Origin of the sequence: Pseudomonas sp. W22_MBD1_FP4 (genome assembly GCF_052113765.1) — a bacterium.
Classification (GTDB): Bacteria; Pseudomonadota; Gammaproteobacteria; order Pseudomonadales; family Pseudomonadaceae; genus Aquipseudomonas; species Aquipseudomonas sivasensis.
The window spans coordinates 1-18,007 of the sequence record NZ_JBGQOI010000025.1; the positions used below are offsets into that span (position 1 = coordinate 1).

Genomic DNA, 18,007 nt, shown 5'->3' on the forward strand with positions numbered 1-18,007 from the left:
TCATCGTCAAGATTAAATTCCGAAACCCCATTTGCGAAAGCAGATGGGGTTTTGTTTTGGGCGGGCGGAAAGTGCGAGGACGGATCAGGGCGAGCTCTCGAATATCCTCAGGGGCGGCGGGCCTGAACTGGCCTAATGATTTTGAACACTTCAATCGGGCGCTATATTGGTACCCAAGTCTGAGGTGTTTGGATACTTCGCCAAAAAGTGCGCCTTTATCAAGCAGCGCACGGGCGACTACTCGATTCGACGGCTTTGCCTGACGCTGATAGTGCATCCCGGTGGTTATTACAGCGTGGCGGTCTGAGCCGCAATCTATACGCGCCAAAGACGACCAGCGACTGCTGGGTTTGGTCAAGCATTCCTGGCTGGAGAGCGGCGGCGTTTACGGCTATCGCAAAATCCATGACGATCTGCGCTAGGTCTGTGAGGATTGTGGTGGTCATTGTGTGGCTAGGCTGATGCGTCTTTAAGGTATGCGTTCTCAGACAGGTTATCGACGCCGCCCCGGAAAGTGCGGCGGTAAGCCAGCGGTAGCATTACCCAATTTGTTGAAGCGCCAGTTCGATGTCTTGGAATCCAACAGGGTTTGGGTCACTGACATCACCTACATTCGTACGTATGAAACAACGTAAAACGCCGCCATGGTTTCAACAATCAGCTGCCATCGGTAGAGTTTGAAAAGCGTTACGCAATGAGCTTGCAAGGTGTCTAGAGAATCCGGGGCGATTCACACTGATTGAGAAGGCGCGGGATGACCGGCAAATAGTTAGGATTATTTTTGCCGTCCCAGTTCGGACGATCAATCGCATCTTGAGCGTCAAGGATAACAATCAGGATAGGGGCGGATTGGTCCTTCATCTCATCTCCTTTGGGTAGGGCGGCAGGCCGAGTGTGCTGAGACGAGCCTCAACCAACAGTTGATTGCACTCGAAACCTGCCTACAGCTCTTTGCGAAGCCCCCCATAATGAATCTCAAGCTTATGCAAGTTGAGTTCGGCAGACGCTTACCGATACGCGCACTGCCTGATGCGGAACATTTGCCAGGATTCCTACCGGATATTGCCTTCTACCTAAGCTAGAAATCTCTCAATGATCGAGCCTGGGTGTTGCCGACGCCTCGGCGTAGCCCAAATTCGTCCAATCGATAAGGCCGATATCGTAATTCGAGATTCGCGCGTTGGCTTATGCGTGATGGGAGGTGAGCGAGAGTGGGCTTTCGATGTCATCACAAGGCTTCTGGGGCGGGGCGTGAGCGCGCTCAACGATCTTTAAGGCTTGTAACTATCTTGTGGGCTGGTTTTGTCTGTTCTCGCCTTCTGGGCACCTTTGCCGGCCTCTGGCGACGTTACTTCACTTTTCCACAGACGAAAAAAAAGACCTTGAAATTCAAGGTCTTTTTTTAAGATGGTGCCCCGAGGGAGACTCGAACTCCCACTCCTTTCGAAAACGGATTTTGAATCCGCCGCGTCTACCAATTCCGCCATCAGGGCTCAATGGCGGCGAAGTATAGAGATGAGATTACCGTTGGTCAATCACGTTTCATGGTCTATTTTCACTATTTCCGCTAAACTTCCCGGCCCTGCTAGACGAACCCCATCATGCGCGTTTCTGACTTTACTTTTGAACTCCCTGATTCGCTGATCGCACGCCACCCTTTGGCCGAGCGTCGCGCCAGCCGACTGCTTACCCTGGAAGGGGTCAGCGGTGCCCTCGCACACCGTCAATTCACTGATTTGCTTGAGCATTTAAACCCAGGCGACTTAATGGTATTCAACAACACCCGCGTAATTCCTGCGCGGTTGTTTGGCCAAAAAGCCTCCGGCGGCAAGCTGGAAATTCTGGTGGAGCGCGTGCTGGACAGCTATCGCGTGCTAGCCCATGTGCGCTCCAGCAAATCACCGAAGCCGGGTTCGAGCATTCTGATCGAAGGCGGCGGCGAAGCCGAGATGGTGGCGCGCCATGATGCATTGTTCGAGCTCAAGTTCGCCGAAGAGGTTCTGCCTCTGCTGGAGCGCGTCGGCCATATGCCGCTGCCTCCCTATATCGACCGCCCTGATGAAGACTCGGACCGCGAGCGCTATCAGACGGTGTACTCCCAGCGCCTAGGCGCGGTTGCCGCGCCAACGGCCGGACTGCATTTCGACCAGCCGCTGCTGGATGCGATTGCGGCCAAGGGCGTCGAGACGGCCTATGTGACCCTGCACGTGGGGGCCGGCACCTTTCAGCCGGTGCGTGTGGATAACATCGAAGACCACCATATGCACAGCGAGTGGCTGGAAGTCAGCCAGGAAGTTGTCGATGCGGTATCTGCGTGCAAGGCTCGTGGCGGGCGTGTAGTCGCAGTGGGTACCACCAGCGTGCGCTCCTTGGAGAGCGCGGCGCGTGATGGTGTGCTCAAACCGTTCAGTGGCGACACCGATATATTTATCTTCCCAGGCCGGCCGTTCCACGTCGTCGATTGCCTGGTCACCAATTTCCATCTGCCGGAATCCACGCTCTTGATGCTGGTGTCGGCATTTGCCGGTTACCCGGAAACCATGGCGGCTTATCAAGCGGCCATCAATAATGGGTACCGTTTTTTCAGCTACGGTGATGCGATGTTTATCACCCGTAACCCGGCGCCACGCGGCCCAGAGGAAACCTTATGAGTCGTATGTCGTTTGAATTATTGGCCACCGACGGCAAAGCCCGTCGCGGTCGCCTTACTTTCCCTCGCGGTACGGTAGAGACGCCGGCGTTCATGCCGGTTGGCACCTACGGCACCGTAAAGGGCATGCTGCCCCGTGACATCGTCGCCACCGGTGCCGAGATCATTCTTGGTAACACCTTCCACCTGTGGCTGCGTCCGGGCACGGAAGTGATCAAGAAGCACGGCGACCTGCACGATTTCATGAAGTGGCAAGGCCCAATCCTCACCGACTCCGGTGGTTTTCAGGTGTTCAGCCTGGGCGCCATGCGCAAGATCAAGGAAGAGGGCGTAACGTTCGCCTCGCCGGTGGATGGTTCCAAAGTATTCATGGGACCGGAAGAGTCGATGCAGGTACAGCGCGACCTGGGTTCCGACATCGTGATGATTTTCGACGAGTGCACGCCTTACCCGGCCGATGAAGATGTCGCGAGAATCTCCATGGAGTTGTCGCTACGTTGGGCTCAGCGGTCGAAGAACGCCCACGGTGATAACACCGCTGCGCTGTTCGGTATCGTCCAGGGCGGTATGCATGAAAGCTTGCGTAAACGCTCGCTTGAAGGCCTCGACAAAATCGGGTTCGATGGCCTGGCCATCGGCGGTTTGTCGGTAGGCGAACCCAAACACGAGATGATCAAGGTGCTGGACTACTTGCCAGGCCTGATGCCCGCTGACAAACCTCGTTACCTTATGGGCGTTGGCAAACCGGAAGATCTCGTAGAGGGTGTGCGCCGCGGTGTGGACATGTTCGATTGCGTGATGCCAACCCGTAATGCCCGCAATGGGCATCTGTTTATCGATACAGGCGTGCTGAAGATCCGTAACGCGTTCCATCGCCATGATGATTCGCCGCTGGATCCCACCTGTGATTGCTACACCTGCCAGAACTTCTCCCGTGCTTATCTGCACCATCTGGACAAATGCGGGGAAATGCTGGGTAGCATGTTGAATACCATCCACAATTTGCGTCACTACCAAGTCCTGATGGCTGGTTTGCGCGAGGCTATTCAACAGGGTACATTGGCCGCCTTCGTCGATGCCTTCTATGCCAAGCGCGGGCTCCCTGTGCCGCCCTTGGACTGAGTTTTCCGACCCTAAGATTCACTATTTGCAACTGGAGTGCTAAATGAGCTTTTTTATCTCTAACGCCATGGCTGACGCCGCTGCGCCTGCTGCTGCCGGCCCTATGGGCGGTGGTTTCGAGTGGATTTTCCTGGTCGGCTTCTTGGTCATCTTCTACCTCATGATCTGGCGTCCACAGGCCAAGCGTGCCAAAGAGCAGAAAAACCTGCTGGGCAGCCTGCAGAAAGGTGACGAAGTTGTGACCACTGGCGGTATCGCCGGCAAGATCACCAAGGTTTCCGACGCTTTCGTGGTTCTGGAAGTCTCCGACACTGTAGAAATGAAGTTCCAGAAGGGCGCCATCGCCGCCACGCTGCCAAAAGGCACGCTCAAAGCGATCTAAGTAACAACCTTTACCAATCGACGGGGCGCGCAAGGCGCCCCGCGTTATAAGCGGGCGGCGTGATGCTGAACAAATACCCTCTGTGGAAATACGTACTGATCCTGGCGGTGCTGGCGATCGGTTTTATTTATTCCGCTCCCAATCTCTATCCTGATGATCCGGCGATCCAGATCACTGGCGCCAGCACTTCGTTGCAGGTCAATCAGGCTGACCTGGAACGCGCGAGCAAGGCTCTGAACGACGCGGGTATCCAAGTTAAAGCGGCAACATTGGCGGCTGGTGCGAAGGGCGGCTTGTTGCGCCTGACCAAGCAAGAAGACCAATTGCCGGCCAAAGACGTCGTGCGCAAGGCCATGGGTGACGACTACGTCGTTGCGCTGAACCTGGCACAGACCACGCCGCAATGGCTGCGCAGCATTGGCGCGCACCCGATGAAGTTGGGTCTGGACTTGTCCGGCGGTGTGCACTTCCTGCTGGAAGTCGACATGGACAAAGCCCTCGACGCACGCCTGAAAGTCTATGAGGGCGATGTGAAGAGCCTGCTGCGCAAAGAAAAGTTGCGTTATCGCAGCCTGCCGCAGCTCAACGGCGCCATCCAGTTGGGCTTCTCAGACGAAGCTTCCCGCGAACAGGCCCGTGCGCTGATCCGCAAGAACTTCAACGATTTTGACATCGTACCGGCTGACCTGAACGGTCAGGCCGTGCTGCGTCTTGCAATGAGCCCGGCCAAGATCGCCGAAATCCGCGAGTATTCCATCAAGCAGAACTTGACCACGGTACGTAACCGCGTCAACGAGCTGGGCGTGGCCGAGCCGATCGTTCAGCGCCAGGGCGCCAACCGCATTGTGGTTGAGCTGCCAGGCGTGCAGGACACCGCTGAAGCCAAGCGTATCCTGGGTAAAACTGCCAACCTGGAATTCCGTCTCGCAGCTGAGCCAGGCGCTTCCCGCGCGACTTCCGAGGAGTTCGAATTCCGTGAAGGCAATCGTCCGCCGGCGCAAATCGAGCGTGGTTTGATCATCACGGGTGATCAGGTGACCGACGCCAAGGCCGGGTTCGGCGAGCACGGCACACCTGAAGTTAACATTCGCCTGGATGGTCACGGCGGCGAACTGATGAGCCGCGCCACGCGCAGCAACGTCGGTCGCAGCATGGCGGTGATCTTCATTGAGCAGCGTCCTGTTACTACCTACACCAAGCAGATCGTCAACGGCGTCGAGAAAGACGTGCCGGTGCAGACCTTCAAGGAAGAGAAGAAGATCATCAGCCTGGCGACCATCCAGTCGCCGCTGGGTGCTCAGTTCCGTATCACTGGCCTGAACGGCCAGGGTGAATCCTCGGAGCTGGCACTGCTGCTGCGTGCTGGTGGCCTGGCGGCGCCGATGTACTTCGCTGAAGAGCGCACCATCGGCCCAAGCCTGGGTGCAGACAACATCACCAAAGGCGTGGACGCTGCACTGTGGGGCATGTTGTTCGTGTCGCTGTTCATCATCGCCATCTACCGCTTCTTCGGCATCATCGCTACCGTAGCCCTGGCGGGCAACATGGTGATGCTGCTGGCTTTGATGTCGCTGCTGGGCGCTACGCTGACCTTGCCGGGTATCGCCGGTATCGTACTCACCATGGGTATGGCGGTAGATGCCAACGTGCTGATCTTCTCGCGGATACGTGAAGAGATCGCCGCAGGCATGACTGTGCAGCGCGCAATCAACGAAGGCTTCGGCCGGGCATTTACCGCGATTCTCGACTCCAACCTGACCACATTGCTGGTTGGCGGGATTCTCTTTGCCATGGGCACCGGCCCTGTCAAAGGTTTTGCGGTGACCATGTCCCTCGGTATCTTTACCTCGATGTTCACGGCCATCATGGTGACCCGCGCAATGGTCAACCTGATCTTTGGCGGGCGTGACTTCAAGAAGTTGTGGATTTAAGGGGCTGCCATGTTACGTACAATCAACTTCATGGGCGTTCGCAACATTGCGTTCGGCGTCACTGTGCTCCTTACCGTTCTGGCGTTGTTCAGCTGGTTCCATAAGGGCCTGAACTACGGTTTGGATTTCACCGGGGGTACGCTCATTGAGCTGACCTACGAGAAGCCGGCCGACGTTACCTTAGTGCGCAACGAGCTGGTAAAGGCCGGTTATCACGAGGCCGTGGTGCAGAGCTTTGGTGCGACCACCGACCTGCTGGTGCGCATGCCAGGCGAAGATCCGCAACTGGGTCACCAAGTAGCCGAAGCCTTGCAAAAGGTTGGCGGCGACAATCCCGCGTCGGTCAAGCGCGTCGAGTTTGTCGGCCCGCAAGTAGGTGAAGAGCTGCGCGACCAAGGCGGCCTTGGCATGCTGATGGCACTCGTCGGCATCATGATTTACCTGGCTTTCCGCTTTCAGTGGAAGTTCGGTGTCGGCGCGATTGTGTCGCTGATCCACGACGTGATCGTGACCGTAGGTATTCTGGCGTACTTCCAGATAACCTTCGATCTGACCGTACTGGCGGCTGTGCTGGCGATTATTGGTTACTCGCTCAACGACACAATCGTGGTATTCGACCGGGTTCGTGAGAACTTCCGCGTATTGCGCAAGGCGACGTTGATCGAGAACATCAACATCTCCACCACTCAGACCCTGCTGCGTACCATGGCGACATCAATCTCCACTTTGCTGGCGATTGCTGCGCTGATGATCTTCGGCGGTGACAACTTGTGGGGCTTCTCCCTGGCGCTGTTTATCGGCGTTCTGGCGGGTACTTACTCGTCGATCTACATCGCCAACGTTGTGCTGATCTGGTTGAACCTCAACAGCGAAGACTTGATCCCTCCAGCCGCGACTGGCAAGGAGGTCGACGACCGCCCTTAATGAGCGCTTGTTGATCTGCTGTTACAAGAAAGGCACGAGTATTGAACTCGTGCCTTTTTTTTTGCTCCAAGGCTGGGTATAGCGCGGATCTTTCGGTCCGTTTGTGATGGTCAGGAGGTTCAACGTGAACAAGTCGTTACTGGTTGGTGCGGTATTGGGTGCTGTCGGTGTAACTGCCGGGGGTGCTGTCGCCACCTACAGCCTGGTAAAAAGCGGCCCTGAGTATGCGCAAGTGCTGGCGGTGCAGCCGGTAAAAACCCAGATCAAGACCCCTCGCGAAGTCTGTAAGGATGTCGCAGTTACTCGGCAGCGACCGGTGCAGGATCAACACCAGATCGCAGGTACCGTTGTGGGTGCATTGGCGGGTGGTTTGCTAGGTAATCAGATCGGTGGCGGTAACGGTAAGAAGCTAGCGACGGTAGCCGGTGCGGTCGGTGGTGGTTATGCCGGTAACAAGGTTCAAGAGGGTATGCAGAATCGCGATACCTACACCACCACACAAACGCGTTGTAACACCGTCAACGACATCAGCGACAAGGTAGTCGGCTATGACGTGCGTTACACCTTGGATGGTAAGGAAGGCTCGGTGCGGATGGATCGTGATCCGGGTGGCCAGATTCCGGTCGATAAAGAAGGTCGTTTAGTGTTGGGTCAAAACCAGCAATAATTTGAGGCTTGTCATAGTTGGAGGTGTGAGAGGGGGCTTGCTCTTGATGTGGGCGCATCGGTTAATGAGTCTGTAACTGAGCTGCTGCCATCGGAGGCAACATCCCTTTCACATTGATTGGTAGCGTTGCTGGTATTCAAGTTCGCACCAAATCGCAGGCATAAAAAAAAGCACCCCGAAGGGTGCTTTTTTTTATGCTCGCTAGCTTAGCGCTTCAGCGAGGCTGGCAGGTGTGGCTGTATAGCCGTCAGCACTGCCTTGAAGCATTTGGTGTTGCCAGCAACGACGTGGCCTTTTTCCAGGAAGTCGTGACCACCGGTGAAGTCGCTCACCAAGCCACCGGCTTCCTGGATTAGCAGAGCGCCTGCAGCCATGTCCCACTCGGACAGGCCTGACTCCCAGAACGCATCAAAACGACCGGCAGCAACATAGGCCAGGTCCAAACTCGCTGCGCCAGCGCGACGGATACCTGCGGTCTGGCCAACCAGGGCGCGGAACATGCCCAGGTAGTTTTCCAGGTTGTCCATCTGGTCATCGCGGAAGGGGAAGCCGGTACCCAGCAGGGCACCGTCGAGACTGGTACGGCCGCTGACGCGCAGGCGACGACCGTTCAGCTGGGCGCCACGGCCACGGCTGGCGGTGAATTCTTCCTGGCGAACCGGGTCGAGGACGACGGCATGTTCCAGGCGGCCACGGTATTTGCAGGCGATGCTTACTGCGAAGTGGGGGATGCCGCGCAGGAAGTTGGTGGTGCCATCCAGTGGGTCGATGATCCACAGGTAGTCTTCGCCTTCGCCGCTACCTTTATGCAGGCCGGTTTCCTCACCCAGGATGCCGTGGGTAGGGTAAGCCTTGCGCAGTGCGTCGATGATTTTCTGTTCGGCGGCGCGGTCTACCTCGGATACATAATCCTTGGCGTCTTTTTCGTCGACCTTGATGGTATCCAGGCGCTCGATGGAGCGGAAAATCAATTCACTGGCGCTGCGGGCGGCGCGCAGCGCGATATTCAGCATGGGCTGCATGGATGTGTCACCTAAGGTTGTTAAAGAAAGCCGAGCATTCTAGCAGAAACTTTCTTCAGGTGAAGGACGACGTTAGCTTTCATGGCATAACCTTAGGCTGTTCTGTAAGATTTGCTCCCCTTTCCCATGTCCGAGAGCGCCTCCCTTGCTGCAAAACATTCGTGTCGTCTTGGTCAATACCAGTCATCCCGGCAATATCGGTGGGGTGGCGCGTGCCATGAAAAACATGGGGCTGACGCGCCTGGTGCTGGTCGAACCGCGTGTGTTCCCGCATCACGAGGCCGATGCCCGTGCATCCGGTGCCAATGACATCCTTGAAAAAGCCCAGATCGTCGCCACCCTGGAGGATGCTTTGGTCGGCTGCAATCTGGTGCTCGGCACCAGCGCCCGTGATCGTCGTATCCCCTGGCCTTTGCTGGATCCCCGTGAGTGCGGCGGCAAAGTGGTGGAAGAGGCTGCTGGTGGCGCTGAAATCGCCTTAGTGTTTGGTCGTGAAGACTCCGGCCTCACCAATGAGGAGCTGCAGCGATGTCACTACCATGTGCACATTCCATCGGACCCTGAATTCAGTTCACTGAACCTCGGGGCTGCGGTGCAGGTGCTGACTTACGAAGTGCGCATGGCGTGGCTGGCAGCTGCCGGTCAGCCAAGCAAAATGGAAAAGGAAGAGGTTGCGTCGACCAAAAGTGGCGAGCTGGCCACCATGGATGAGCTGGAGCGGTTTTATGAGCACCTGGAGCAAACCCTGGTGGCTATCGAATTCCTTGACCCTGACAAGCCGCGGCACTTGATGGCGCGCCTGCGTCGGTTGTACGGGCGCAGTTCGGTAAGCCGGGCGGAAATGAATATATTGCGTGGCATCCTCACGGAAACCCAAAAAGCGGCCCGTGGCGAGCTTCTTAAGCGGAAGGATTAAAAATGTTCGAGCGTTTGCGAGAAGATATCCAGAGTGTTTTCCACCGTGACCCGGCGGCCCGCAACGCCTTTGAAGTGCTGACCTGCTATCCGGGCATGCACGCGATCTGGATTCATCGGCTATCCGGCGCCTTGTGGGGCATGGGCTGGAAATGGCTGGCGCGACTGGTGTCGAACTTCGGCCGCTGGTTGACGGGTATCGAGATTCATCCGGGGGCCAAGGTGGGGCGCCGTTTTTTTATCGATCATGGTATGGGTATCGTCATCGGTGAAACTGCTGAGATTGGCGATGATGTCACGCTCTATCAAGGTGTGACGTTGGGCGGCACTAGCTGGAACAAAGGCAAGCGCCACCCAACGTTGGGCGATGGCGTGGTGGTAGGGGCCGGCGCCAAGGTGCTAGGGCCATTCACTGTAGGTGCTGGCGCTAAGGTCGGCTCCAATGCGGTCGTAACCAAGGCTGTACCGCCTGGCGCAACCGTGGTGGGTATTCCGGGCCGAATCATCGTCAAGCCGGAAGTTGGCGATGAGCAGAAAGCAAAGCGCAAGGCAATGGCCGAGAAGATTGGCTTTGATGCCTATGGGGTCAGTGAAGACATGCCTGATCCGGTCGCGCGCGCCATCGGCCAGTTGCTTGACCACTTGCAGGCGGTGGACGGGAAGCTGGACGGTATGTGCGGCGCGCTGAAGGAGCTGGGCAGCAGCTACTGTGCGAAAGAACTGCCCGAACTGCGCGAGGAGGACTTCGCCGAGATCAAGGACGAAGCTGCGACGAAGACTGGTTGAGGTCTTCCAGGCACTGAAAGTCACCTGTGGGAGGGGGCTTGCTCTCGATAGCGGTTTGTTAGTCGTTCCCTGCGTGGGCTGGTCCGCTGCTATTGGGAGCAGTTGCCTCCTACATCTTGACCTCCATTGGTCTCGGAGTAGCCGCTAGGCCCTGTTCCCGCTGTTCGTCCCCACCCCATCCTGCTATGATTCGCGCGCCCTTTTTACGGGTAATCCTGACTAAAGTACTAGGTCTTATAGTTGACTTAAATACTCGGGAATCGCATACTTGCCCACATTCTGAAACACCTTGGTAATTGTCCATGAGACTGACTACAAAAGGCCGATACGCGGTGACTGCCATGCTCGACCTGGCTCTGCACGCGCAAACTGGGCCGGTGTCCCTGGCCGATATCTCCGAGCGCCAAGGCATTTCCCTGTCCTATCTTGAGCAACTGTTCGCCAAATTGCGCCGTAGCAATCTGGTCTCCAGCGTGCGTGGGCCAGGTGGCGGCTATCAGTTGTCCCGCGATATGCAGGGCATTCAGGTGGCCCAGGTGATCGATGCGGTCAACGAATCCGTCGACGCGACCAAATGCCAGGGCCTGGGTGACTGCCATGCAGGCGACACCTGCCTGACGCACCATTTGTGGTGTGACTTGAGTCTGCAGATCCATGAGTTTTTGAGTGGTATCAGCTTGGCTGATCTTGTGACTCGCCGTGAGGTACAAGAAGTAGCCCAGCGTCAGGACCAGCGCCGTTGCAACACTAAGGCGCCGCGTCTGGACAAGATTGAAGCGTCCGCCGTCGAGTGACAGCCGAAGAGCTAACGGCACGCCAGCCAGCCTGATTTAGGAGAAAGTCCATGAAATTGCCGATTTACCTTGATTACTCAGCGACCACCCCGGTTGATCCGCGTGTCGCGCAAAAGATGAGCGAGTGCCTGCTGGTCGACGGAAACTTCGGCAACCCGGCCTCCCGTTCCCATGTATTCGGCTGGAAAGCCGAGGAAGCGGTCGAGAATGCTCGTCGCCAAGTCGCCGACCTTGTTAATGCCGACCCGCGCGAAATCGTCTGGACTTCCGGCGCCACTGAGTCCGACAACCTGGCAATCAAGGGTGCGGCGCATTTCTACGCGACCAAAGGCAAGCACCTGATCACCACCAAGATTGAACACAAGGCTGTCCTCGACACCATGCGTCAACTTGAGCGTGAAGGTTTCGAAGTTACCTACCTTGAGCCGACCACCGACGGTATCGTCACTCCGGCCATGATTGAAGCCGCGCTGCGTGAAGACACAATCTTGGTTTCCGTGATCCACGTAAACAACGAAATCGGCACCATCAACGACATCTCGGCCATCGGCGAGCTGACTCGCTCCAAGGGCATTCTGTTGCACGTTGACGCTGCTCAGTCCACCGGCAAGGTTGATATCGACCTGTCCAAGCTGAAAGTTGACCTGATGTCGTTCTCGGCCCACAAGACTTACGGGCCTAAAGGTATCGGCGCGCTGTACGTGAGCCGTAAGCCACGCGTGCGCATCGAGGCCACCATGCACGGCGGCGGTCACGAACGCGGCATGCGTTCTGGCACCCTGGCGACCCACCAAATCGTAGGCATGGGCGAAGCCTTCCGTGTGGCCAAGGAAGACATGGCTGCCGAAAACGTGCGCATCAAGGCCCTGAGCGATCGCTTCTACAAGCAGGTCGAGAACCTTGAAGAGCTGTACATAAACGGCAGCATGACCGCCCGCGTACCGCATAACTTGAATTTGAGCTTCAACTACGTCGAAGGCGAGTCGCTGATCATGGCGCTCAAGGACCTGGCGGTTTCGTCCGGTTCGGCCTGCACCTCGGCCTCTCTTGAGCCTTCGTACGTACTGCGCGCCCTGGGCCGCAACGACGAACTGGCACATAGCTCGATCCGCTTTACGTTCGGCCGCTTCACCACCGAAGAACAAGTCGACTACGCCGCGCAGAAAGTCTGCGAAGCCGTCAACAAGCTGCGCGTTCTGTCGCCGCTGTGGGACATGTACAAAGACGGTGTCGATATTTCCAAGATCGAGTGGGCGGCACACTAACTATAGAAGCCGCCACCCAAGCTCTGTAGGAACGTGGCGGAAAACGCAGGCGTTTTTACAGGGTTCCAGAGCGGCCCTGATGAGTGAGGATTCAGTACCATGGCTTACAGCGAAAAGGTCATCGACCACTACGAAAACCCGCGCAACGTCGGCAAGATGAACGCGGAAGATCCTGATGTCGGCACCGGCATGGTCGGCGCTCCGGCGTGCGGCGATGTGATGCGCCTGCAGATCAAAGTCAACGAAGCTGGCGTCATCGAAGACGCCAAGTTCAAGACTTACGGTTGCGGTTCGGCCATCGCCTCCAGTTCTCTGGCAACCGAATGGATGAAAGGCAAGACTCTGGATGAGGCTGTGACTATCAGCAACACCCAGTTGGCCGAAGAACTGGCCCTGCCGCCAGTGAAAATCCACTGCTCCGTACTCGCAGAAGACGCCATCAAGGCGGCCGTTCGCGACTACAAGCAGAAGAAAGGCTTGATCTAAGCATTTGGCGACGAGTAAGGAGTCAACGATGGCTATCAGCATGACAGAAGCGGCTGCGCAGCACATTCGCCGCTCCCTGAATGGGCGCGGTAAAGGTGAGGGGATTCGTCTGGGTGTTCGCACCACGGGCTGTTCCGGCCTTGCCTACGTGCTGGAGTTTGTCGACGAGGTGGTTGAGGAAGATCAGGTGTTCGAAAGTCACGGCGAGAAAGTGATCATCGATCCTAAAAGTCTGACCTACCTGGACGGCACCGAACTCGATTTCGTCAAGGAAGGGTTGAACGAGGGCTTCAAGTTCAACAACCCCAACGTACGCGGTGAGTGTGGCTGCGGCGAAAGCTTCAACATCTGAGGCTATTCGTGGGTACTCCTTGTCATTTCGCTTTATTCGAGCTGCAGCCGAGCTTTCGGCTGGACCTTGAGCAGCTTGCCACGCGCTACCGAGAGTTGGCGCGTGGGGTGCATCCGGACCGCTTCGCTGACGCTTCCGAGCGTGAGCAACGCCTGGCCCTGCAGCAGTCGGCCAGCCTCAACGAGGCCTATCAGACACTGAAGAGTCCGCCAAAGCGCGCGCGTTACCTGCTCGCCATGAACGGCGGCGAGTTGCCGATTGAAGTCACGGTTCACGATCCCGACTTCCTGATGCAGCAAATGCAGTGGCGCGAAGAGCTCGAAGACCTACACGACGAGGCCGATGTGGCCGGTGTCGCCGTCTTCAAGCGCCGTCTGAAAGTGGCCCAGGATGAGCTCAACGAAAGCTTCGCAGCCTGTTGGGATGATGCAGCGCAACGTGAACAGGCCGAACGCCTGATGCGACGCATGCAGTTCCTCGACAAGCTCACCTACGAAGTGCGCCAGCTAGAAGAGCGCCTCGACGATTAACCCAGTGCTGCCCGTGATGCACGCCTGATAGACAGATAAGACCTGATTACCATGGCATTACTGCAAATCGCCGAACCCGGCCAAAGCCCTCAACCGCACCAGCGTCGCCTGGCGGTCGGGATTGACCTGGGCACCACCAATTCCCTGGTCGCTGCCCTGCGCAGTGGCCTGTCCGAACCGCTGCCGGACGCTGATGGGCAGGTCATCCTGCCCTCGGCCGTGCGCTATCACGCTGATCGCACCGAGGTCGGTGAGTCTGCCAAGTTGGCGGCATCTAGCGATCCTTTGAACACTGTGCTGTCTGTCAAGCGCTTGATGGGGCGTGGCTTGTCCGACGTCAAGCAGCTCGGCGACCAACTGCCGTATCGCTTTGTCGGCGGCGAATCCCACATGCCTTTCATTGATACTGTCCAGGGGCCGAAAAGTCCGGTGGAAGTGTCGGCTGATATTCTCAAGGTGCTGCGCCAGCGCGCAGAAACGACCTTGGGCGGCGAATTGGTCGGTGCAGTGATCACGGTTCCCGCTTATTTCGACGACGCACAGCGTCAAGCCACCAAGGATGCGGCGAAGCTTGCCGGCCTCAACGTGCTGCGCCTGCTCAACGAGCCGACTGCTGCTGCTGTGGCCTACGGTCTGGACCAGCACGCCGAAGGTCTGGTTGCCATTTATGACCTGGGCGGCGGCACTTTTGATATTTCGATCCTACGCCTGACCGGCGGTGTGTTTGAGGTGCTGGCTACTGGTGGCGACAGCGCGCTGGGCGGCGATGACTTCGACCACGCGATCGCAGGCTGGATTATCAGCAGTGCCGGCTTGTCCGCGGACTTGGATCCAGGCGCACAGCGCAACTTGCTGCAAACTGCTTGTGCCGCTAAAGAAGCGCTGACTGATGCTGCCTCTATTGACGTGTCTTACGGCAACTGGTCGGCACCGCTGACGCGCGAAGCCTTCGATGCGTTGATCGAGCCAATGGTCGCCCGCAGCCTCAAGGCGTGCCGTCGCGCCGTACGTGATTCCGGTATCGAGTTGGAAGACGTCGGTGCCGTGGTCATGGTGGGTGGTTCGACCCGTGTGCCGCGTGTTCGTGGGGCAGTTGCCGAGGCTTTTGGTCGCGAGCCACTGACCGAAATCGACCCCGATCAAGTAGTCGCCATCGGCGCAGCGATCCAGGCAGACACCTTGGCCGGCAACAAGCGCGATGGCGGCGAACTGCTGCTCCTCGACGTGATTCCGTTGTCGCTGGGGCTGGAGACCATGGGCGGCTTGATGGAGAAGGTGATTCCGCGCAACACCACCATCCCCGTCGCCCGCGCCCAGGACTTCACCACTTATAAAGACGGCCAGACGGCCATGATGATTCATGTGCTGCAAGGCGAGCGCGAGCTGATCAGTGACTGCCGCTCCCTGGCGCGTTTCGAATTGCGTGGTATCCCTGCAATGGTAGCCGGTGCTGCGAAAATTCGTGTGACCTTCCAAGTCGACGCCGACGGCCTGCTTAGTGTCGCGGCCCGTGAGCTGGGGTCTGGTGTTGAAGCCAGCATCCAGGTGAAGCCTTCCTACGGCCTCACCGACGGCGAAATCGCCAAGATGCTCAAGGACTCTTTCCAGTACGCCGGTGACGACAAGGTCGCCCGTGTGCTGCGCGAACAGCAAGTGGATGCGCAGCGCCTGCTTGAAGCGGTGCAGGGCGCCCTTGAGGCTGACGGCGAACGCCTGCTGGATGCCGAAGAGCGCATGGTCATCGACCTGCAGATGCATGAATTGGCCGAACTGATGAAAGGCACTGATGGTTATGCTATCGAGCAACAGACCAAGCGCTTGTCGCAAGTGACCGATGCCTTTGCCGCCCGCCGTATGGACCAGACGGTAAAAGCCGCCCTGGCGGGACGCAACCTGAATGAAATCGAGGAATAATTAATGCCGCAGGTCATTTTTCTGCCACACGCCGAGCATTGTCCGGACGGTATGGTTGTGGAGGCTGAGACCGGCAAGTCCATCCTCGAAGTTGCCCATGACAACCACATCGAGATCGAAAGCGCTTGTGGTGGCGTGTGCGCCTGTACCACTTGTCACTGCATCATTCGCGAGGGTTTCAATTCGCTTGAAGAAGCCGACGAGCTGGAAGAGGACTTTCTCGATCGTGCCTGGGGCTTGGAAGCGCAATCGCGTCTAAGCTGTCAGGCAAGGGTGGGAACTGAGGACATCACTGTCGAAATTCCGAAATATTCGCTCAACCATGCGGCCGAAGCGCCGCATTGATTCAAGGAACTGTCATGAGCCTGAAATGGGTTGATGTACAAGAAATCGCTATACAACTTGCTGAAGCTCATCCTGAGGTCAATCCTCTTACCGTGAACTTCGTCAAACTGCGTGATCTCGTAATGGCGCTGCCGGAATTCGATGACATCCCGGATCGGGGTGGCGAAAAGGTTCTGGAGGCGATTCAGGGCCTGTGGATCGAAGAAGCAGACTGAGCCGCCTTTTACGCAGTTAGGCAATACCCAATAACCCGCGTATAATTCGCGGGTTTAATTTTTCGTAAATTACCGTTTCTGGAGTTACACCATGGCTGTTCAACGTACTTTCTCCATCATCAAGCCTGACGCTGTTGCAAAAAACGTCATCGGCGAGATCACCACTCGTTTCGAAAAAGCCGGCCTGAAGGTTGTAGCTTCGAAACTCAAGCAACTGTCCAAGGCTGAAGCTGAAGGCTTCTACGCTGAGCACAGCGCTCGTGGCTTCTTCGGCGACCTGGTTGCCTTCATGATCTCCGGTCCTGTTGTTGTTCAGGTTCTGGAAGGCGAAAACGCTATCGCTCTGAACCGTGAGCTGATGGGCGCTACCAACCCTAAAGAAGCTGCTGCCGGCACTATCCGTGCTGACTTCGCTGAATCCATCGACGCCAATGCTGTACACGGCTCGGACTCCGAAGCTGCCGCTGCTCGCGAAATCTCGTACTTTTTCGCTGCTACTGAAGTAACCGCTCGCTAAGCATTGGCTTAAAGAGTGAGGGTGAATCCATGACTACATCGACTGTTAAAACCAACCTGCTGGGTCTGACTCAGCCGGAAATGGAGAAATTCTTCGACTCAATCGGGGAGAAGCGCTTCCGTGCCGGTCAGGTAATGAAATGGATTCACCACTTTGGTGTCGACGATTTCGACGCCATGACGAACGTCAGCAAGGCCCTGCGCGACAAGCTCAAGGCCATTGCTGAGGTCCGTGGTCCCGAAGTTGTCAGCGAGGACATTTCCACCGACGGCACCCGTAAATGGGTGGTGCGCGTGGCGTCCGGCAGCTGCGTCGAGACCGTGTACATTCCCCAGGGAAAACGTGGCACCTTGTGCGTTTCGTCCCAGGCAGGCTGTGCCCTGGATTGCAGTTTCTGCTCCACCGGCAAGCAAGGCTTCAATAGCAACCTCACTGCCGCCGAAGTCATCGGCCAGGTGTGGATTGCCAACAAATCCTTTGGCAGCGTCCCGGCGACCGTCGACCGTGCCATCACCAACGTGGTGATGATGGGCATGGGTGAGCCGCTGCTGAACTTCGACAACGTGATTGCGGCCATGCATCTGATGATGGATGACCTGGGCTACGGCATCTCCAAACGCCGTGTGACCCTGTCGACCTCCGGTGTGGTACCGATGATTGATGAGCTGGCCAAGCACATCGACGTATCCCTGGCGTTGTCGCTGCACGCACCTAATGACGCATTGCGTAACCAATTGGTGCCGATCAACAAGAAGTATCCGCTTAAGATGCTGCTCGAATCTTGCCAGCGTTACATGGCTACTTTGGGTGAGAAGCGCGTGCTGACCATTGAGTACACCATGCTCAAGGACATCAACGACAAGGTCGAACACGCGATCGAGATGATCGAGTTGCTCAAGAACACCCCGTGCAAGATCAACCTGATCCCGTTTAACCCGTTTCCCCATTCTGGCTACGAGCGGCCGAGCAACAACGCCATTCGTCGTTTCCAGGATCAACTGCACCAGGCAGGCTACAACGTCACCGTACGCACCACTCGTGGTGAAGACATCGACGCCGCCTGCGGCCAATTGGTAGGACAGGTGCTGGATCGCACCCGTCGCAGCGAACGTTATATCGCCGTGCGTGAACTGAATGCCGCCGACGACATGCCGCAAATCGCTGTGAATCGAATCTGAGAGAGGATCTCT

20 protein-coding genes, 1 tRNA gene and 1 pseudogene are annotated in these 18,007 nt (G+C 57.2%); 19 read left to right on the forward strand and 3 right to left on the reverse strand.

Features of this window, described 5'->3' with window-relative positions; all coding sequences use genetic code 11:
* Positions 1 to 205: 205 nt before the first annotated feature.
* Positions 206 to 626 (forward strand): annotated as a pseudogene (locus ACEN2T_RS25215) (IS3 family transposase); the annotation flags it as partial.
* 85 nt (positions 627 to 711) lie between these two features.
* Here the strand turns inward: ACEN2T_RS25215 and ACEN2T_RS25220 are convergent.
* Positions 712 to 861, reverse strand: coding sequence for a hypothetical protein (locus ACEN2T_RS25220; protein ID WP_442117749.1), 150 nt, complete (start codon positions 859 to 861; stop codon positions 712 to 714).
* 547 nt (positions 862 to 1,408) lie between these two features.
* Positions 1,409 to 1,493: transfer RNA gene (locus ACEN2T_RS25225), tRNA-Leu, on the reverse strand.
* A gap of 108 nt (positions 1,494 to 1,601) precedes the next feature.
* Between ACEN2T_RS25225 and queA the strand changes: the two genes are divergently transcribed.
* From queA to ACEN2T_RS25255, 6 genes are all read left to right on the forward strand, one after another.
* Positions 1,602 to 2,651: a tRNA preQ1(34) S-adenosylmethionine ribosyltransferase-isomerase QueA gene (gene queA, locus ACEN2T_RS25230; RefSeq protein WP_099602713.1), complete on the forward strand. Its 1,050-nt coding sequence runs from the start codon at positions 1,602 to 1,604 to the stop codon at positions 2,649 to 2,651.
* 5 nt (positions 2,652 to 2,656) lie between these two features.
* A complete protein-coding gene (gene tgt, locus ACEN2T_RS25235; RefSeq protein ID WP_003175976.1) occupies positions 2,657 to 3,772 on the forward strand; it encodes a tRNA guanosine(34) transglycosylase Tgt in 1,116 nt (371 codons plus the stop codon).
* Positions 3,773 to 3,815: 43 nt separating this feature from the next.
* The gene (yajC, locus tag ACEN2T_RS25240; protein ID WP_003175975.1) at positions 3,816 to 4,154 is read left to right on the forward strand and encodes a preprotein translocase subunit YajC; all 339 of its coding nucleotides are present in this window, start codon (positions 3,816 to 3,818) and stop codon (positions 4,152 to 4,154) included.
* A 62-nt stretch (positions 4,155 to 4,216) separates the two neighbouring features.
* On the forward strand, positions 4,217 to 6,085 hold the full coding sequence (secD, locus tag ACEN2T_RS25245; protein ID WP_032890673.1) for a protein translocase subunit SecD: 1,869 nt from the start codon (positions 4,217 to 4,219) through the stop codon (positions 6,083 to 6,085).
* A 9-nt stretch (positions 6,086 to 6,094) separates the two neighbouring features.
* Entirely contained in the window at positions 6,095 to 7,009 is a 915-nt protein-coding gene (gene secF, locus ACEN2T_RS25250; RefSeq protein WP_032890676.1) for a protein translocase subunit SecF, read from the forward strand.
* A 124-nt stretch (positions 7,010 to 7,133) separates the two neighbouring features.
* A complete protein-coding gene (locus ACEN2T_RS25255; RefSeq protein WP_032890678.1) occupies positions 7,134 to 7,676 on the forward strand; it encodes a glycine zipper 2TM domain-containing protein in 543 nt (180 codons plus the stop codon).
* A 206-nt stretch (positions 7,677 to 7,882) separates the two neighbouring features.
* Here the strand turns inward: ACEN2T_RS25255 and suhB are convergent, their stop codons facing one another.
* Positions 7,883 to 8,698, reverse strand: coding sequence for a type III secretion system regulator SuhB (suhB, locus tag ACEN2T_RS25260; RefSeq protein WP_003175971.1), 816 nt, complete (start codon positions 8,696 to 8,698; stop codon positions 7,883 to 7,885).
* A 145-nt stretch (positions 8,699 to 8,843) separates the two neighbouring features.
* Between suhB and trmJ the strand changes: the two genes are divergently transcribed.
* From trmJ to rlmN, 12 genes are all read left to right on the forward strand, one after another.
* Complete coding sequence (gene trmJ, locus ACEN2T_RS25265) at positions 8,844 to 9,614, forward strand: tRNA (cytosine(32)/uridine(32)-2'-O)-methyltransferase TrmJ (protein ID WP_032890680.1); 771 nt, start codon at positions 8,844 to 8,846, stop codon at positions 9,612 to 9,614.
* Positions 9,615 to 9,616: 2 nt separating this feature from the next.
* A complete protein-coding gene (cysE, locus tag ACEN2T_RS25270; protein WP_442117750.1) occupies positions 9,617 to 10,399 on the forward strand; it encodes a serine O-acetyltransferase in 783 nt (260 codons plus the stop codon).
* A 302-nt stretch (positions 10,400 to 10,701) separates the two neighbouring features.
* Positions 10,702 to 11,193, forward strand: a complete 492-nt coding sequence (iscR, locus tag ACEN2T_RS25275; protein ID WP_003194020.1) for a Fe-S cluster assembly transcriptional regulator IscR — start codon at positions 10,702 to 10,704, stop codon at positions 11,191 to 11,193.
* A 50-nt stretch (positions 11,194 to 11,243) separates the two neighbouring features.
* A complete protein-coding gene (locus ACEN2T_RS25280) occupies positions 11,244 to 12,458 on the forward strand; it encodes an IscS subfamily cysteine desulfurase (protein WP_032890684.1) in 1,215 nt (404 codons plus the stop codon).
* 99 nt (positions 12,459 to 12,557) lie between these two features.
* Entirely contained in the window at positions 12,558 to 12,944 is a 387-nt protein-coding gene (gene iscU, locus ACEN2T_RS25285; protein WP_003209682.1) for a Fe-S cluster assembly scaffold IscU, read from the forward strand.
* 28 nt (positions 12,945 to 12,972) lie between these two features.
* The gene (gene iscA, locus ACEN2T_RS25290) at positions 12,973 to 13,296 is read left to right on the forward strand and encodes an iron-sulfur cluster assembly protein IscA (RefSeq protein ID WP_003209680.1); all 324 of its coding nucleotides are present in this window, start codon (positions 12,973 to 12,975) and stop codon (positions 13,294 to 13,296) included.
* Positions 13,297 to 13,304: 8 nt separating this feature from the next.
* Positions 13,305 to 13,826 (forward strand): co-chaperone HscB, encoded by a 522-nt coding sequence (hscB, locus tag ACEN2T_RS25295; protein ID WP_032890686.1) that lies wholly within the window; start codon positions 13,305 to 13,307, stop codon positions 13,824 to 13,826.
* Positions 13,827 to 13,877: 51 nt separating this feature from the next.
* Positions 13,878 to 15,740: a Fe-S protein assembly chaperone HscA gene (hscA, locus tag ACEN2T_RS25300; protein WP_032890687.1), complete on the forward strand. Its 1,863-nt coding sequence runs from the start codon at positions 13,878 to 13,880 to the stop codon at positions 15,738 to 15,740.
* A gap of 3 nt (positions 15,741 to 15,743) precedes the next feature.
* Positions 15,744 to 16,085, forward strand: a complete 342-nt coding sequence (fdx, locus tag ACEN2T_RS25305; RefSeq protein WP_099602716.1) for an ISC system 2Fe-2S type ferredoxin — start codon at positions 15,744 to 15,746, stop codon at positions 16,083 to 16,085.
* 14 nt (positions 16,086 to 16,099) lie between these two features.
* Entirely contained in the window at positions 16,100 to 16,300 is a 201-nt protein-coding gene (gene iscX / locus ACEN2T_RS25310; protein ID WP_032890702.1) for a Fe-S cluster assembly protein IscX, read from the forward strand.
* A 91-nt stretch (positions 16,301 to 16,391) separates the two neighbouring features.
* A complete protein-coding gene (gene ndk / locus ACEN2T_RS25315; protein ID WP_003175956.1) occupies positions 16,392 to 16,817 on the forward strand; it encodes a nucleoside-diphosphate kinase in 426 nt (141 codons plus the stop codon).
* A gap of 29 nt (positions 16,818 to 16,846) precedes the next feature.
* Positions 16,847 to 17,995 (forward strand): 23S rRNA (adenine(2503)-C(2))-methyltransferase RlmN, encoded by a 1,149-nt coding sequence (rlmN, locus tag ACEN2T_RS25320; protein ID WP_032890704.1) that lies wholly within the window; start codon positions 16,847 to 16,849, stop codon positions 17,993 to 17,995.
* Positions 17,996 to 18,007: the final 12 nt, after the last annotated feature.

What these genes read in the sequence shown, in the direction of transcription:
- ACEN2T_RS25220 (WP_442117749.1), bottom strand. Translation starts at nt 861, where the DNA reads ATGAAGGACCAATCCGCCCCTATCCTGATTGTTATCCTTGACGCTCAA.
- queA (WP_099602713.1), top strand. Translation starts at nt 1,602, where the DNA reads ATGCGCGTTTCTGACTTTACTTTTGAACTCCCTGATTCGCTGATCGCA.
- tgt (WP_003175976.1), top strand. Translation starts at nt 2,657, where the DNA reads ATGTCGTTTGAATTATTGGCCACCGACGGCAAAGCCCGTCGCGGTCGC.
- yajC (WP_003175975.1), top strand. Translation starts at nt 3,816, where the DNA reads ATGAGCTTTTTTATCTCTAACGCCATGGCTGACGCCGCTGCGCCTGCT.
- secD (WP_032890673.1), top strand. Translation starts at nt 4,217, where the DNA reads ATGCTGAACAAATACCCTCTGTGGAAATACGTACTGATCCTGGCGGTG.
- secF (WP_032890676.1), top strand. Translation starts at nt 6,095, where the DNA reads ATGTTACGTACAATCAACTTCATGGGCGTTCGCAACATTGCGTTCGGC.
- suhB (WP_003175971.1), bottom strand. Translation starts at nt 8,698, where the DNA reads ATGCAGCCCATGCTGAATATCGCGCTGCGCGCCGCCCGCAGCGCCAGT.
- cysE (WP_442117750.1), top strand. Translation starts at nt 9,617, where the DNA reads ATGTTCGAGCGTTTGCGAGAAGATATCCAGAGTGTTTTCCACCGTGAC.
- iscR (WP_003194020.1), top strand. Translation starts at nt 10,702, where the DNA reads ATGAGACTGACTACAAAAGGCCGATACGCGGTGACTGCCATGCTCGAC.
- ACEN2T_RS25280 (WP_032890684.1), top strand. Translation starts at nt 11,244, where the DNA reads ATGAAATTGCCGATTTACCTTGATTACTCAGCGACCACCCCGGTTGAT.
- iscU (WP_003209682.1), top strand. Translation starts at nt 12,558, where the DNA reads ATGGCTTACAGCGAAAAGGTCATCGACCACTACGAAAACCCGCGCAAC.
- iscA (WP_003209680.1), top strand. Translation starts at nt 12,973, where the DNA reads ATGGCTATCAGCATGACAGAAGCGGCTGCGCAGCACATTCGCCGCTCC.
- hscA (WP_032890687.1), top strand. Translation starts at nt 13,878, where the DNA reads ATGGCATTACTGCAAATCGCCGAACCCGGCCAAAGCCCTCAACCGCAC.
- fdx (WP_099602716.1), top strand. Translation starts at nt 15,744, where the DNA reads ATGCCGCAGGTCATTTTTCTGCCACACGCCGAGCATTGTCCGGACGGT.
- iscX (WP_032890702.1), top strand. Translation starts at nt 16,100, where the DNA reads ATGAGCCTGAAATGGGTTGATGTACAAGAAATCGCTATACAACTTGCT.
- ndk (WP_003175956.1), top strand. Translation starts at nt 16,392, where the DNA reads ATGGCTGTTCAACGTACTTTCTCCATCATCAAGCCTGACGCTGTTGCA.
- rlmN (WP_032890704.1), top strand. Translation starts at nt 16,847, where the DNA reads ATGACTACATCGACTGTTAAAACCAACCTGCTGGGTCTGACTCAGCCG.